This window comes from Pseudomonas sp. FP2254, from assembly GCF_030687695.1.
Lineage (GTDB): Bacteria > Pseudomonadota > Gammaproteobacteria > Pseudomonadales > Pseudomonadaceae > Aquipseudomonas > Aquipseudomonas quebecensis.
In genome coordinates, this window is record NZ_CP117444.1 from 3,048,995 (window position 1) to 3,064,218 (window position 15,224).

Annotated in this window: 9 protein-coding genes and 1 pseudogene; 7 read left to right on the plus strand and 3 right to left on the minus strand. The window is 62.2% G+C overall.

The features are described from left to right. Positions 1-33: 33 nt before the first annotated feature. Positions 34-1,311, minus strand: coding sequence for a serine/threonine transporter (locus PSH94_RS13985; protein ID WP_253507963.1), 1,278 nt, complete (start codon positions 1,309-1,311; stop codon positions 34-36). Positions 1,312-1,572: 261 nt separating this feature from the next. On the opposite strand from PSH94_RS13985, the gene PSH94_RS13990 reads away from it, so the two are divergent. The 4 genes and pseudogenes from PSH94_RS13990 to PSH94_RS14005 all read left to right on the plus strand — a co-directional run. Continuing rightward, the gene (locus tag PSH94_RS13990) at positions 1,573-2,526 is read left to right on the plus strand and encodes a 2-hydroxyacid dehydrogenase (RefSeq protein WP_181077928.1); all 954 of its coding nucleotides are present in this window, start codon (positions 1,573-1,575) and stop codon (positions 2,524-2,526) included. 129 nt (positions 2,527-2,655) lie between these two features. Further along, positions 2,656-3,723 (plus strand): phosphotransferase family protein, encoded by a 1,068-nt coding sequence (locus tag PSH94_RS13995; RefSeq protein ID WP_305434854.1) that lies wholly within the window; start codon positions 2,656-2,658, stop codon positions 3,721-3,723. Positions 3,724-3,732: 9 nt separating this feature from the next. Next, positions 3,733-4,500 carry an SDR family oxidoreductase gene (locus PSH94_RS14000; protein ID WP_305434855.1) on the plus strand — a complete coding sequence of 256 codons (768 nt, stop codon included), beginning with the start codon at positions 3,733-3,735 and terminating at the stop codon, positions 4,498-4,500. A 70-nt stretch (positions 4,501-4,570) separates the two neighbouring features. Beyond that, a pseudogene (locus tag PSH94_RS14005) lies at positions 4,571-5,989 on the plus strand (PLP-dependent aminotransferase family protein); the annotation flags it as partial. A gap of 73 nt (positions 5,990-6,062) precedes the next feature. On the opposite strand, the gene PSH94_RS14010 reads toward PSH94_RS14005, so the two are convergent. Continuing rightward, positions 6,063-6,692 (minus strand): DNA-3-methyladenine glycosylase I, encoded by a 630-nt coding sequence (locus tag PSH94_RS14010; protein WP_305434857.1) that lies wholly within the window; start codon positions 6,690-6,692, stop codon positions 6,063-6,065. Positions 6,693-6,910: 218 nt separating this feature from the next. On the opposite strand from PSH94_RS14010, the gene PSH94_RS14015 reads away from it, so the two are divergent. The 3 genes from PSH94_RS14015 (at position 6,911) to PSH94_RS14025 (ending at position 9,729) form a co-directional block, all read left to right on the plus strand. Continuing rightward, entirely contained in the window at positions 6,911-8,236 is a 1,326-nt protein-coding gene (locus PSH94_RS14015; RefSeq protein ID WP_181077978.1) for a C4-dicarboxylate transporter DctA, read from the plus strand. Between the two features lie 86 nt (positions 8,237-8,322). Further along, positions 8,323-9,024: a FadR/GntR family transcriptional regulator gene (locus PSH94_RS14020; RefSeq protein ID WP_181077937.1), complete on the plus strand. Its 702-nt coding sequence runs from the start codon at positions 8,323-8,325 to the stop codon at positions 9,022-9,024. An 18-nt stretch (positions 9,025-9,042) separates the two neighbouring features. Then, positions 9,043-9,729 carry a GntR family transcriptional regulator gene (locus tag PSH94_RS14025; RefSeq protein ID WP_305434859.1) on the plus strand — a complete coding sequence of 229 codons (687 nt, stop codon included), beginning with the start codon at positions 9,043-9,045 and terminating at the stop codon, positions 9,727-9,729. Positions 9,730-10,244: 515 nt separating this feature from the next. Here the strand turns inward: PSH94_RS14025 and PSH94_RS14030 are convergent. Beyond that, positions 10,245-15,113, minus strand: coding sequence for an NAD-glutamate dehydrogenase (locus tag PSH94_RS14030; RefSeq protein ID WP_285429380.1), 4,869 nt, complete (start codon positions 15,111-15,113; stop codon positions 10,245-10,247). Positions 15,114-15,224 lie beyond the last annotated feature (111 nt).

Genomic DNA, 15,224 nt, shown 5'->3' on the forward strand with positions numbered 1-15,224 from the left:
ATGGTGGGAGAGGTCAAGCCCCTCCCACACCACTCAAGCCATCAGCGAATACACCAACGCCGTAATCGCCACCAAACCGACCGCCGTGACAAACACGTTGGACGCCTGCCCACGGTACTTGGCCATGGCCGGTACTTTGCGAATGGCGTACATCGGCATCAGGAACAGGATCGACGCAATCACCGGGCCGCCCAGCGTCTCGATCATGCCGAGGATGCTGGGATTGAGCGTGGCGACGATCCAGCACACCACCAGCATGAAGGCGGCGGTCATGCGGTCCAGGGTTTTGGCGGCCGGGCGGCGACCGGTTTTGAGCACCAGGCCCTTGAGGCCTTCGCTGGCACCGATGTAGTGCCCCAGAAACGACTTGGCGATCGCCACAAACGCGATCAACGGCGCAGCAAATGCGATGGTCGGGTTGTTGAAGTGGTTGGCCAGGTACGACAGGATCGACAGATTCTGCGCCTTGGCTTCGGCCAACTGGGCCGGCGACAGGGTCAGCACGCAGCTGAACACAAAGAACAACACCATCGCCACCATCAACAGGTGCGCGCGGGACAGGATCTGCGAGCTGCGCTCATCGGCATGGGCGCCGTACTGGCGCTTCTGATCCACCGCAAACGCCGAGATGATCGGCGAATGGTTGAACGAGAACACCATCACCGGAATCGCCAGCCACAACGTATTGAGCAACGCCGCCGGCGCCGGCACCTCGCGGGCGGTGCTGAGGATGCCACCGGTCCAGTGCGGCACCAGGTACACCGCCAAAAACAGCAAGGCGACGATAAACGGATACACCATCAGGCTCATGGCCTTGACGATCACCTGCTCGCCGCAGCGCACCACGGCCAGCAGGCCCAGGATCAGCACGAACGACAGGATCGCCCGTGGCGGCGGCAGAATGTGCAACTGGTGTTCCATGAAGCTACTGACGGTGTTGGTCAGCGCCACGCTGTAGATCAGCAGGATCGGGAAAATCGCAAAGAAGTACAGCAGCGTGATCAGCGCCCCGGCCTTGATGCCGAAGTGCTCCTCTACCACGTCGGTAATGTCGGAGCCTTCACGACCGGACAGCACGAACCGCGTCAGGCCACGGTGGGCGAAGAACGTCATCGGGAATGCCAGCAGCGCCAGGATCACCAGGGGCCAGAAGCCGCCCAGCCCCGCGTTGATCGGCAAGAACAAAGTACCGGCGCCGATGGCGGTGCCGAACAGGCCGAGCATCCAGGTGGTGTCCTGGCGGCTCCAGCGCGTGAGGGTTGCAGGTGTCGTTGCATAGCGTTCATCGACGCTATTGGCCTGATCATTCATCCGGTCGGATCTCCGCATTTACACGGCCGGGACGAGTCAGAAAAACCTGACAGGCAGCGCCCCGACCATAGAAGGGCCCGGATTGTCCGGGATTCTCGTGAAGAAGCAAAGACTTAGCTGAGGAATGGTTGACCGGTGCAGGCGCTCACAGGGGCGAACGTGCCCGATCCTACGAGCAGTAAATTTTCCTTCCCGATAAAACGCTCTTTCTTACAAATCCCGCATACTGGTGCTCTCTAACCCCCAAGGAAGAGCCTTGCGATGACCACCACTGTCCTGGTCCTGGTTGAAACCATCAACGACTACCTGCCCATCATCGAGAGTAACGATTTTCATGTGATCCTGGCCCCGACGCCCGCCGAACGCGCCCACGCCATCAAGGCCCACGGCGGGCAGATCCAGGCCGTGCTGACCCGTGGTCCGCTGGGCTTGTACGCCGAGGAAATCGCCGCGCTGCCGCTGCTGGAGATCATCTGCGTGATCGGCGCCGGCTATGAACACGTCGACCTGCAGGCCGCCAGCAATCGCGGGATCGTGGTCACCAACGGCGCCGGCGTCAACGCGCCATCGGTGGCCGACCACGCCATGGCGTTGTTGCTGTCACTGGTACGGGGTATCCCGCAGAACGATGCGGCCGTGCGGCGCGGCGAGTGGCCCAAGGTGATGCGCCCGTCCCTGGGCGGCAAGCAGTTAGGTATTCTCGGGCTCGGCGCCGTCGGCCTGGAGATCGCCAAGCGCGCGGCCCTGGGCTTTGGCATGGAGATCAGTTACCACAATCGCCAACCACGGGATGACGTGGACTACACCTACTGCGCCACGGCCCTGGATCTGGCGCGCACCGCAGACTTCCTGATCCTGGCCACGCCGGGCGGCGACGGCACCCGGCACCTGATCGACCGACGTGTGCTGGACGCCCTCGGGCCCCATGGTTATCTGGTGAATATCGGACGCGGCAGCGTGGTGGTCACCGCCGACCTGATTGCCGCCCTGGAACAGCGCCGCATCGGTGGCGCAGCCCTGGATGTGTTCGACGACGAACCCAAGGTGCCCGACGCCCTCAAACGCCTGGGCAATACTGTGCTCACCTCCCATGTCGCCGGTCTGTCGCCCGAAGCCGCGCATGACACCGTGCAGCGCGTGGCCGACAACCTGGTGGAGTACTTCGCCGGGCGCCCGGTGCTCACCCCGGTCGCCCTGCCCCCGCCCGCAAAATGACCGATCAGGCACGTTGATCATCGTGCAACACGCTAACCTATTAAACCGCCCCGACCTTGTGGCTGGGCGGTGGCGCGCATTAGATTAGCCAATAGTCCGAGGCCTTTAGAATAAGCAGAAGGGATAAGCATGGCGCTGAACGACCAATCCACCCAGATTCGCCCCGGCGAAGAACTCGATGCCGGCCTGATCGATCCCTACCTCAAGGCCCATATCCCGGGGTTGAACGGCACGCCCACCATCAGCCAGTTCCCCGGTGGCGCCTCCAACCTGACTTACCTGCTGGAATACCCCGATCAGGAATTTGTGCTGCGCCGCCCGCCCTTTGGGCACAAAGCCAAGTCCGCCCACGACATGGGCCGTGAATTCCGCATTCTCAACCAGCTCAAAGACGGGTTCCCGTACTGCCCCAAAGCCTACGTGCATTGCACCGATGAGTCAGTGATCGGCGCCGAATTCTATGTGATGGAACGCGTCAACGGCATCATCCTGCGCTCCGACCTGCCCGCCGAGCTGGGCCTGGACGCCGCCAGGACCGAAGCACTGTGCAAAAGCTTTATCGACAAGTTCGTCGAACTGCATCAGGTGGACTACAGCGCTTGCGGCCTGACCGACCTGGGCAAGCCCGAAGGCTACGTGGCGCGGCAGATTCGCGGCTGGGGCGAGCGCTACGAAAAAGCCCTGACCCCCGACGCGCCGAAGTGGGAGGCGGTACGCGCCTGGCTCAACGACAAGATGCCGGCCGATCACCCCACCTCCAGCATCGTGCATAACGACTACCGCTTCGACAACGTGATCCTCGACCCGCATAACCCGATGCAGATCATCGGCGTGCTGGATTGGGAACTGACCACCCTGGGCGACCCACTGATGGACCTGGGCAACTCCCTCGCCTACTGGATCGAAGCCGCCGACCCTGCACCGGTGCAATTGATGCGCCGCCAGCCGAGCAATGCGCCAGGTATGCTCACCCGCCGCGAGTTCGTCGACTACTACGCCGAGCGCTCGGGCATCCGGATCGACAACTTCGATTTCTACTACACCTACGGCCTGTTCCGCCTGGCCGGCATCGTGCAGCAGATCTACTACCGCTTCTTCCATGGCCAGACCCAGGACAAACGCTTTGCGCAGTTCATCCAGATGAACGCACTGCTCGAGCAAATGAGCCTGAATGTCATCGGCAAATCAGCCCTCTAAGGAACCCTCATGTCCAAGACCCACCTGTTCGACCTCGACGGCAAGATCGCGTTTGTCTCCGGCGCCAGCCGTGGCATCGGTGAGGCCATCGCCAAGTTGCTGGCTCAGCAAGGCGCCCACGTAATCGTCTCCAGCCGTAAGCTCGAAGGCTGTCAGCACGTAGCCGATGCGATCATCGCCGACGGCGGCAAGGCCACGGCGGTGGCTTGCCACATCGGTGAAATGGATCAGATCAGCCACGTGTTCGCAGGCATTCGCGAGCAGTTCGGGCGCCTGGATATCCTGGTCAATAACGCCGCGACCAACCCGCAATTCTGCAACGTGCTGGACACCGACCTCGGCGCGTTCCAGAAAACCGTGGACGTGAATATCCGTGGCTACTTCTTCATGTCCGTGGAAGCCGGCAAGCTGATGCGCGAAAACGGCGGCGGCAGCATCATCAACGTGGCCTCGATCAACGGCATCTCCCCCGGCATATTCCAGGGCATTTACTCGGTGACCAAGGCCGCAGTCATCAACATGACCAAGGTGTTCGCCAAGGAATGCGCCGAATTCGGCATTCGCTGCAACGCGCTGCTGCCGGGCCTGACCGACACCAAGTTCGCCTCGGCACTGGTCAAGAACGACTCGATCCTGAAAATGGCCCTGGCTCAGATCCCCCTCAAACGCGTGGCCGCCCCCAGCGAGATGGCCGGCGCGGTGCTGTTCCTGGCCAGCGATGCGTCGAGCTACACCACCGGTGTGTCGCTGAATGTGGACGGTGGTTTCCTGTCCTGAGTGCTGCCACAGCGCGACAGATCGATTTGCGGGTAACCTTGGCGCAGATCGATCTGTCTCAGGATGAAACATGGAACTGCACCTCGTCATCAACGGGCGTAAAGACCTGGCGGCCCAGCTTTATCAACAGTTGCGTGAAGCCATCTGCGCCGGGCGCCTGGCGGCGGGTGCGCAACTGCCACCCAGCCGCTTGCTGGCCAAGCAATTGGGCCTATCGCGCAAGACCGTGTCCGATGCCTACGCCACGTTGACCTATGAAGGCCTGCTGGTAGGCAGGATTGGCCGTGGGACCTTCGTCAACGCATGGGCGCCGCAGCCTGATCGCGTGCAGGCCGCCACCGACCTCGCGTGCGCCGCCAACCTGGCGAAGTGGCAAGCGCTGCCCTCCCCCATGCATCACCCCGCCGGCGACAAGCGCCTGCGCTATGAATTTATCGGCGGCGCCACCACCCGTCAGCAGTTCCCTCAGGATGAATGGCGCCGCTGCACCCAGCATGCCCTGCGGCGCATCGCCGAGCACAGCGGGTTCTACAGTCAACCCGAAGGGCTGCCGGAATTGCGCAGCGCCATCGCCGGGCATATCGCGTTTTCACGCGGGGTCAATTGCCGCGACAGCGACATCGTGGTCACCAACGGCGCGCAACAGGCGCTGGACCTGCTCGCCCGCGTGGTGCTGGAACCGGGCAGCGTCGTCGCGATGGAAGACCCCGGCTACAGCCCCGCGCGGCAGTTGTTCATGGCGATGGGGGCCAGCGTCGCCAGCGTTCCGGTGGACGACCAGGGCATTGAGGTGGACAAGATCCCCGACGGCACGCGGCTGATCTATGTCACGCCCTCGCATCAATTTCCCCTCGGCATGCCCATGAGCCCGGCGCGGCGCGAAGCCTTGCTGGCGCGGGCGTTCGAGCTGGGCGCGATCATCATTGAGGACGACTACGACAGCGAATTCCGCTACGAGGGCCGCCCTACCGATTCGCTGCAAAGCCTGGACGGCCGCGGGGTAGTGGCTTACGTGGGCACCTTCTCCAAGACCCTGCTGCCCGAATTACGCCTGGGCTATGTGGTACTGCCGCCGGCGATCCACGGCGCGGTGCTCAAGGCCAAGCAACTGACCGACCAGCACAGCTCCACGTTGCCGCAATGGGCGCTGGCCAAATTTATCAGCGACGGCTATCTGCTCAAACACATACGCCGCTGCCACGCGGTGTACGCCGCGCGCCGCGAACGCATCCTGCAGCGCCTGGCGGGCGATCTGTCGCCGTGGTTCGAAGCAATACCCACGGTGGCCGGTTTCCACCTGGCTGCCCTGTGCAAGGTGCCGGTGAACATTGCACGGCTGAGTGAGCTGGCGCGCCAGGTGGACGTCGGCTTGTACCCGCTGGAGGTGTTCTTTCATGACGCGCCGGTGCGTGGGGGCTTGATTGTCGGGTTCGGCGCCATTGAACTGCTCGATATCGACCCGGCCCTGGACAAGGTCCGCGATATTCTGCTGACGATGGATGTACCCATGCCTATCGGGGTTAAGCCTCCTCCCACAGTTTCAACCGCGCCGAGTCGGCAATTCAGGGGCGCTTGAACTGGCACCGCAGCGCTTCAATCCGCGGGCGACATGCGCATCCTTCGAGATGATCATTGACCATCCCCATCGCCTGCATCAGCGCATACATCGTGGTCGGCCCCACGAACGTCCAGCCACGTTTCTTCAAAGCCTTGGACAAACGCACCGAAGCCGGCGATGTCGGGTTGCCGGTCCAGTAAGCCAGGTCCACCACGGCCGGGCGCTCTTCCGGGCCGGGCTCGAAGGCCCATAACCACTGCGCCAGCGAGCCGGTCTCCTCCACCAGCTCACGCGCGCGGCGTGCATTATTGATCGTGGAAACGATTTTGGCCCGATTACGCACGATGCCTGGGTCCTGCATCAGGCGCTGGATATCCGCCTCGCCATACTGCGCCACGCGGTGGAAATCAAAGCCGTCGAACGCCGCACGAAACTGCTCGCGCTTGCGCAGGATGGTGATCCACGCCAGCCCCGCCTGAAACCCTTCCAGGCAGATCTTCTCGTACAACTGGCGGTCATCGGCCACCGGCACGCCCCACTCATGGTCGTGATAGCGCGGGTATTCCGGCGCGGCGCTGCGCCAGGCGCAATGGCTATGCCCGCGCTCATCGGTGCTCAAGCCTGGTGTATCCATGCGTGCCTCTCCTATGCCGAGCGGCGGATGATAAGCGAAAAAATTTGCCCGCCGCCAACCGCTCAAGCACCGCACTCGCCGACCCACTGGTCAGACCGGGACCTGGCGACCGCCGAATTATTACTTGTGATTTCAAAAACACCTGGCCTAGACTGGCGACGCACTGGACTTACCGGTATGACCACAACAATTAAGCCCTGGAACCACCAGGGCACCGAATAGAGATCCCTCCCATGCTCAGATGGTGCTCGCGTTCGATTTTCCTGCAAGTCGTGATCGGCCTGATGCTAGGCGTTGTTTGCGGCCTGGCCCTTCCCGAATTCTCTTCGCAACTCAAACCCCTGGGCGACGGCTTTATCAAGCTGATCAAAATGCTGATCGGCCTGATCGTATTCTGCGTGGTGGTCAGCGGCATTTCCGGTGCCGGCGACCTGAAAAAAGTCGGGCGCATCGGCCTCAAGTCGGTGATCTATTTCGAAGTGCTGACCACCATCGCCCTGGTGATCGGCCTGGTCATGGCCTTCAGTACCGGCATCGGCACCGGCGCCAACATCCACTTGGAACAGCTCTCCTCCGCCGGCCTTAATGAACTGGCCGACAAGGGCCAGCACATCCGCGGCACCAGCCAGTTCCTGATGGACCTGATCCCCAACTCGGTGATCGGCGCCTTTGCCGACAACAACGTGCTGCAAGTCCTGCTGTTCTCGGTGCTGTTCGGCAGTGCGTTGAACCTGGTGGGCGAAGCGGCGTCGGGTATCTCGCGACTGATCAACGAACTGAGCCATGTGATTTTCCGCATCATGGGCATGATCGTGCGCCTGGCGCCGATCGGCGTGTTCGGCGCGATCGCCTTCACCACCAGCACGTACGGCCTGGACTCCCTGCAGCATTTGGGCAGCCTGGTCGGCCTGTTTTACCTGACCTGCTTTGCCTTTGTGGGATTGGTCCTCGGCGTGGTGATGCGCCTGTCGGGCCTGCGCATGCTGCCGTTGCTCAAGTACCTGCGCGAAGAGTTGCTGATCGTGATGGGCACCGCATCGTCCGACGCCGTGCTGCCACAGATCATGCGCAAACTGGAACACCTGGGCATCGGCAGCTCCACCGTGGGCCTGGTGATTCCGACCGGGTACTCGTTCAACCTCGACGGGTTCTCGATCTACCTGACCCTGGCCATCGTATTTATCGCCAATGCCACCGGCACACCGCTGTCGATGACCGACCTGCTGACCATCCTGCTGGTGTCGCTGATCACCTCCAAGGGCGCCCACGGCATTCCCGGTTCCGCACTGGTGATTCTGGCGGCGACCCTCACGGCGATCCCGGCGATTCCGGTGGTAGGCCTGGTGCTGGTGCTGGCAGTGGACTGGTTCATGGGCATCGGCCGCGCGCTGACCAACCTGATTGGTAACTGCGTCGCCACTGTCGCCATTGCCCGTTGGGAAAAAGACATCGATATCCAACGCGCCAACAAGGTGTTGGACGGCCAGCAAGGGTATGCCTTCCAGGCCAAGAAACCGGTATTGCCGGCGCATCAGGAATTCTAACGCTGTCTCATGGGCAACGCTGGCTGATGTGGGAGGGCTTGCTCCCTCCCACCTGACTGTATTAGCAACATTAAGGAAGTATCGACGTGATCAGCAGCTCAACCGTCGTCAATTCAGTGGTAGAAAAACTCCGCGCCGCCCTGGCACGAGGCCAATGGCGCCGCGGCGAAATGCTCCCCGGCCAGCGCGAACTGGCCGAACAGATGGGCATCAGCCGCCCCAGCCTGCGTGAAGCTGTGATCGTGCTGGAAACCCTGGGCCTGGTGCGCTCCATGCCCGGCAAAGGCGTGGTCGTGCTGGAAACCAGCGTCAGCGAACCGCAGTCGAGCGACGCCGTAGCCGACGCCAGCCTCGAAGATATCCTGCAACTGCGCTACACCCTCGAACCCTTTATCGTCGGCCTGGTGGCCCAGTCCATCAGCAGCAAGGAAGTCGGCCAGTTGCGCCTGACCCTGATGGACATGCGCGAAGCCCTGGATGCCGGTGATGCTGAAGCCGGCATGAACGCCTACGTCGACTTCCACGAGGAGCTGTTCGCGCTGACGTCCAACCCGATCTTCCAGAACGTGGTGCAGCAGACCCGCAACGCCCTCAAGCAAAGCGCCCAGGTGTTGCGCAACTCGCCTGAACACCTGGCCGAACGCCTGCAGGAAAACGAGGCCGTGGTGCGCGCGATACGCAACAAGAACAGCGCCCTGGCCAGCGCCGAAATGCGCCGGCATATCCTGCAGGAAGGATTGCGCATGGGCATTGCACTGAACATTCCGGACGACCATCTCGGCAGCTGATTTTTTTGGAGACAGTCCATGACCGCTCACGCCCTGCAACGCGACCCGATCCAGCCAGCCCTGCGCCTGGTGGCCGGTAAAAAGCCATCGGTGGACGACATCTACCCGCAGTTGTTCGATGCCATCCTCGAACAACGCATCGCTCCTTCCAGCCGTTTTACCGAAGAAGGCCTGGGCGACACCTTTGGCGTGAGCCGCAGCGTGATTCGCCGGGTGCTGGCCAAGCTGTCCCATCAGCAAGTGATCATCCTGCGGCCCAACCAGCGCGCCCAGGTCGCCGCGCCGGACAGTCTGCAAACCCGACACATCCTCGAAGCCCGGCGCATCACCGAAATCACCGTGGTACAGCTGGCCTGCGCTCAGGCTACCCCGACGCAGATCCGCCAACTGCGCGAGCTGATCGCCCGCGAGCGCGAGTGCATCGAACACGACCACCGTGGACCGGCGATTCGGTTGTCCGGGGAGTTTCATCTGCAATTGGCGGCGATGGCAGGCAATGCGCCACTGGCGCAGTTCCTCAACAGCCTGGTGCCGTTGACGTCGCTGGTCATCGCCCAATATGAAGCGAAAGCCTGCACGTATTGCGCGTGGCAGGAGCATGTGGCGATTGTGGATGCGATTGAGCAGCGCGACTCAAACACTGCAGTGACCCTGATGACCCAACACCTGGATCACCTGGAAAGCAAATTACTGAAACACCACTGACCTTCAGATAAATGAAGATCCAAATGTAGGAGGAGGCCTGCCCCCATGGCAGTGTGTCAGTCAACCTAACCATGGCTGATACACCGCGATCGGGGGCAAGCCCCCATGCCAGTCAGTTAAGGAGGAACACTGTAACTGTGGTGAGCGGGCTTGCCCCGCGTTGGGCTGCGCAGCAGCCCCAATAGGAGCGTCGCAGTATGCCAGGCAGCTCCGGGACTATGTTTTGGGGCTGCTTCGCAGCCCGACGCGGGGCAAGCCCGCTCGCCACAGGTTACTGGTTGCCCGTTCCGTCTCTTAACTGACCGGCATTGGGGCTTGCCCCCTCCCACAGTTTTGTCGGTGCCAGGGTGCTTTCTATGCCTCTTGTCAGCCAAGACCGCACAAAAACCTGAAGCCAACTCAGATCCAAATGTGGGAGGGGGCTTGCCCCCGATGGCAGTGTGTCAGTCAACCTATCCATGACTGATACACCGCTGTCGGAAGCAAGCCCCCTCTCACTGGGTTTCACCGGAATATCAAGCCGGTTGCAGCACCGACTGACCGCTCAACGCCAGGTCCAGCAGTTCACGGTTGGCCACCGCGTACATGGCGTAGTCCGTGCCGACCGCGGCACGAATTTCCACCATCATTGCACGCCAGCGCTCGGCCATGTCCTTGTGCTGTTCAAGCCACAAGGCCACGCGGGCTTCCATGTCTTGCGGCGCGTCGGCCATCTGCAGAACAGAAATGGTGATCGCGCGCTGCTGAAAGTCCACATCGTCGCGGAACGCTTCGCGGGCCTGGGCCTGCCAGTTGTTGGCTACCGGCAGATCGCTGATCTGCTGCAGGTACCATGGCAGGTCCAGTGCGCTGCCGACGGCAAAGTAGGCCTTGGCCACTTCGGCGGCGTCATGCCCGGTTACGTCAGCGGCTTCGATGATCGGCAGCAAGGTGTACAGGTGCGTGGTGCCTGCAACCATGCGCGCCAGCAATTCCGGCACGCCGGCTTCGGTGTACGCCTGGTAGCGGGTCTGCCAGCCTTCGCGGGTCGGGCCTTCCAGCAGTTCGTCGAGCTTGAGGCCCAACGCGGCCAGGTGCGGACCGAAGTGGGCGGTGTCACGACCGGCATCCTGCTCGTTGCGGCGGCTGCGCAGGAACCAGCGCGTCGCGCGGCGCCCCAGGCGCATCAACTCGTCCATCAGCTCCAGCTGCACCTCGGCGGAAACCTGGTGATCCAGGGCCTCGATCTGGCGGAACCAGTGCGGGAGATGGAAGATGTCACGCACGATGACATACGCACCCGCCACGTTCGCCGGGCTCATGCCGGTCGACTCTTTGAGTCGCTGCACAAAGGTGATGCCCATATGGTTGACCAAATCGTTGGCGATCTGGGTGCTGACGATCTCGCGCTTGAGACGGTGACGACGCATGGCCTCGCCGAACTTGGCCACCAGGCTCGGCGGGAACGCGGTCTCCATGTCACGGGTGAGGTACTCGTCATCCGGTACCAGCGACTTGAGCAGCGCTTCCTTGAGGTCGATCTTGCTGTAGGAGATCAGCACCGACAGCTCGGGCCGGGTCAGCCCCTTGCCATTGGCGGCGCGCTCGGCCAGTTGTTCCTCGGTCGGCAGGTACTCGATGGCGCGGTCCAGCTTGCCACGGCCTTCCAGGTCGCTCATCAGGCGCTTGTACTCGGCGGCACGCTCGTAGGCCTTGCGCGCGGCCAGGGACAGGGCCTGGGTCTGCTTGTAGTTGTTGCCCAGCACCAGGTTGCCGACTTCGTCGGTCATGCTCGCCAGCAACTGGTTGCGTTGCTTGTCGGTCATGTCACCGGCCTGCACCACTTCGTTGAGCAGGATCTTGATGTTCACTTCGTGGTCGGAGCAGTCCACGCCACCGGCGTTGTCGATGAAGTCGGTGTTGGAACCGCCGCCATTGAGGCCGAATTCCACACGACCCAGCTGGGTCATGCCGAGGTTACCGCCCTCGCCCACTACCTTGCAGCGCAGTTCGTTGCCGTTGACCCGCAGCGCGTCGTTGGCCTTGTCGCCCACGTCGGCGTGGCTTTCGGTGCTGGCCTTGACATAGGTGCCGATACCGCCGTTCCACAACAAGTCCACCGGCGCCTTGAGCAAGGCGTTCAACAGTTCGGTCGGGGTCAGCTTGTCGGCCTGGATGTCGAAGCGTTCTTTCATCTGCGGCGAGATGGCAATGCTCTTCGCGCTGCGCGAGAAGATGCCGCCGCCTTCGGACATGATGCTGGTGTCGTAGTCGGTCCAGGCCGAACGCGGCAGCTCGAACATGCGCTTACGCTCGACAAAGCTGGTGGCCGGGTTCGGGTTCGGATCGATAAAGATATGCAGGTGGTTGAAGGCTGCGACCAGTTGCAGCTTGTCGGACATCAACAGGCCGTTACCGAATACGTCGCCGGCCATATCGCCGACGCCGACGACAGTGATGCTGTCTTCCTGCACGTTAATGCCGCGTTCACGGAAGTGACGCTGCACACCGACCCACGCGCCCTTGGCGGTGATACCCATCTTCTTGTGGTCGTAACCGGCCGAACCACCGGAGGCGAACGCATCGCCCAGCCAGAAGCCGTAGTCGATGGCGATGCCGTTGGCGATATCGGAGAACGTCGCGGTGCCTTTGTCGGCTGCGACCACCAGGTACGGGTCATCGTCGTCATGACGCACGACGTTGGCTGGCGGCACCAAAGCACCGTCCTTCAGGTTGTCGGTGATGTCCAACAGGCCGGAGATGAAGATGCGGTAGCAAGCGATGCCCTCGGCCGCGATCTCGTCACGGCTGCCGCCCAGTGGCAGGCGACGCGGCAGGAAGCCGCCCTTGGCACCCACCGGCACGATCACCGAGTTCTTCACCTGCTGGGCTTTTACCAGGCCCAGCACTTCGGTGCGGAAGTCTTCTTCACGATCGGACCAGCGCAGACCGCCGCGCGCAACGTTGCCGAAGCGCAGGTGCACGCCTTCGACCCGTGGCGAGTACACGAAGATCTCGAACTTCGGCACCGGCTTGGGCAGCTCGGGAATGGCGCGCGGGTCGAACTTGAAGCTGAAGTACGACTTGTTCTGGCCGTTGGCGTCGGTCTGGTAGAAGTTGGTGCGCAGGGTGGCCTTGATCAGGTCCAGGTAGCGACGCAGGATGCGGTCTTCGTTGAGCACCTGAACGTCGTCCAGGGCGCTGAGGATCGCTTGCTCCAGGCGCTGCTGCTTGTCTTCCAGGTCATCGGCGGTGAGCTTGCGCGCCAGGTAGAAGCGGGTCTTGAACAACCGGGTCAACTCGCGGGCGATGTCGGTGTGGTTGTTCAGGGTGCTGGCGATGTAACCCAGATCGAAGCCCAGGCGGATCTGCTTGAGGTAACGGGCGTAGGCACGCAGCAGCGCGACATCGCGCCATGGCAGGCCGGCGGTGAGCACCAGACGGTTGAACGCATCGTTCTCGGCATCGCCATGCACGATGTGCACGAACGCGTCCTGCAGCGTGTCGTTGAGCTGCTGGATATCCAGGTTCACGCCTTCGGCGGCGATGAACGCGAAGTCATGGATCCAGAACTCGCGGCCGTTGGCATGGCGCAGGCGGTACGGGAATTCACCCAGTACGCGCAGGCCGAGGTTCTCCAGGATCGGCAGCACGTCGGACAGCGCCAGCGGGGTATCCGCGTGGTAGAGCTTGCAATGCAGCTCGCGCTGGCCGGAGACCTGGCCCAATGGCTGATAGAAACTCATCACCAGCGGGTTGGCTTCGGTGAGGCTGAGCAGGTGCTGCATGTCGACCACGGCCGAATGCGCGGCGAAACGCTCACGGTAGCCGGCCGGGAAGCCTTTCGGGAAGTCCGCCAGCACGTTGGTGCCGTGGGCTTCGCCGAAGCTTTCCACGACCAGGCTGGCGTAGTCGTCCTGCCAACTGCGGCAGGCCTGGATCACTTCCTTTTCCAGTTGCAGCGGGTCGATGTCCAGGCGGTTCTTCGGGTCAACCCGCAGAATCAATTGCACACGCGCCAGCACGGACTCGGAGAAGAAGGTCCAGAACTCACAGTCGCTGGCCTTGAGACGATCCATCAACACTTGCTGGATCTTCTGGCGCACTTCGGTGGAGTAGATGTCGCGCGGCACGTAGGCCAGGCAGTAGCAGAAACGACCGTACGGGTCTTTGCGCAGGAACACGCGGATCTTGTTGCGTTCCTGGATCTGCACGATCGACATCACGGTGCTGAACAACTCGTCCACCGGGGTCTGGAACAGGTCGTCACGGGGCAGGACTTCGACGACTTGCGCCAGCTCCTTGCCCAGGTGCGCCTTGGCCTGGAAGCCCGAGCGGCGCTCGATTTCCGCCACCTTGCGACGGATATAGGGAATCACGCGTACGCTTTCGCCGTACACCGACGAGGTGTACAGGCCCATGAAGCGGCATTCCTTGATGACCTTGCCGTCGGCGTCGATCTCGCGGATCGACACGTAGTCCGGGTAGGCCGGGCGATGCACGCGGCTTGGGTGCGCGGCCTTGGCGAAGGACAGCACAGTCGGCTCGCGCAGGTAGGACACGGCGTAGTCTTCGATGCGCAGGTCTTCGGCGGTGAGGCCGGCGCGCAGCAGCTTGGTCAGACCGAGGAACGAATTGGCGTCATATTCGATATGACCGCCGTCCGCCTCGTCACGTACCACGAATTCTTCATAGCCCAGGAAGGTGAAATGATTGCCCACCAGCCATTCCAGGAAATTCTTGATCTCGGCTTTTTCTTCGCCGTCGATGCTGAACCGGCTGGCGTCGATACCGGCCAGCAGGTCCTGGACCTTGGCTTTCATCGGCTCGAAATCGGCCACGGCCACGCGCACTTCGCCCAGCACCTGCTCCAGCTCTTTGCTCAGCACGTTCAGTTCGGCGGCATTGGCACAGCGGTCGATCTCCAGGTACATCAGCGATTCCTGCCGGATGCCTTCGCCCTGGGTGCCTTTGGGCAGAATCTCCTGCAACTCGCCCTTGCTGCCGCGACGCACGCTGAGCACGGTGGTTTGCAGGGTGTGAATGCTGTAGCCACGACGGTTGAGCTCGGTGCGCACCGAGTCCACCAGGAATGGCAGGTCATGGTGCAGCACTTCGACCGCGGTGTGGGTCGACTGCCAGCCATGACGTTCGTAATCGGGGTTGTAGACCCGCACTTGCGGTTGGGTGTGATCAAAGCGCTCAAGCAGGCGCCAGGCAGACAGGGTGCAACCGGCCAGGTCGGAAAGGCGACGCTGGGTCAGTTCGTCCAGGGAAATAATGCCGAAGAATTGTTCAGCGAACAGCGCCACTTGTGGCAGTGCCTGTTCACTGATGTGCTGCGCCAGTGCCGCTTGCAGTTGGTGCTGGAAGTCGGCCTTGCTGGCTGCGGTGAAGAACGCCATCTGTGGTACTCCGCTTGGGCTTGTTATTGATGGAAGCGTCGCGTGTTATCCCCTTGGGGGGAGACCGTCGACTCTGTTCGCAGGTAACGAGTTAAGCACCATAAACGAATC